Genomic DNA, 236 nt, shown 5'->3' with positions numbered 1-236 from the left:
GATTCAAGAAACGAGCCATCCATCAACTCGAAGCCATGGGATACCGCGTCACCCTGGAGAACGCGTCGTGAAGCGAACCAACCGCCTCTGACGCGAAGGGAATCTTCGCGTCAGCGGGTTGGGCGTCGGCGGCGGGTAGGGATGTGACCAGGTAGGCGGTCTCGCGGCTGGTCTTGCCGCCGGTGGTGCGGGTACGGGTGATCCGGACGGCTTGCTGGGCGTGCGAGAACGCGATC

1 pseudogene is annotated in these 236 nt (G+C 64.4%); it reads right to left on the bottom strand.

Annotated features, from left to right (window positions below):
- Nucleotides 1–22 precede the first annotated feature (22 nt).
- Nucleotides 23–236, bottom strand: a pseudogene (locus F8271_RS33735) (hypothetical protein); the annotation flags it as partial.

The sequence above is a fragment of the Micromonospora sp. ALFpr18c genome (genome assembly GCF_008868155.1).
Taxonomy (GTDB): domain Bacteria; phylum Actinomycetota; class Actinomycetes; order Mycobacteriales; family Micromonosporaceae; genus Micromonospora.
Note: the sequence above shows the minus strand (reverse complement) of the source record. Positions and strands in the feature narration are given on the sequence as shown.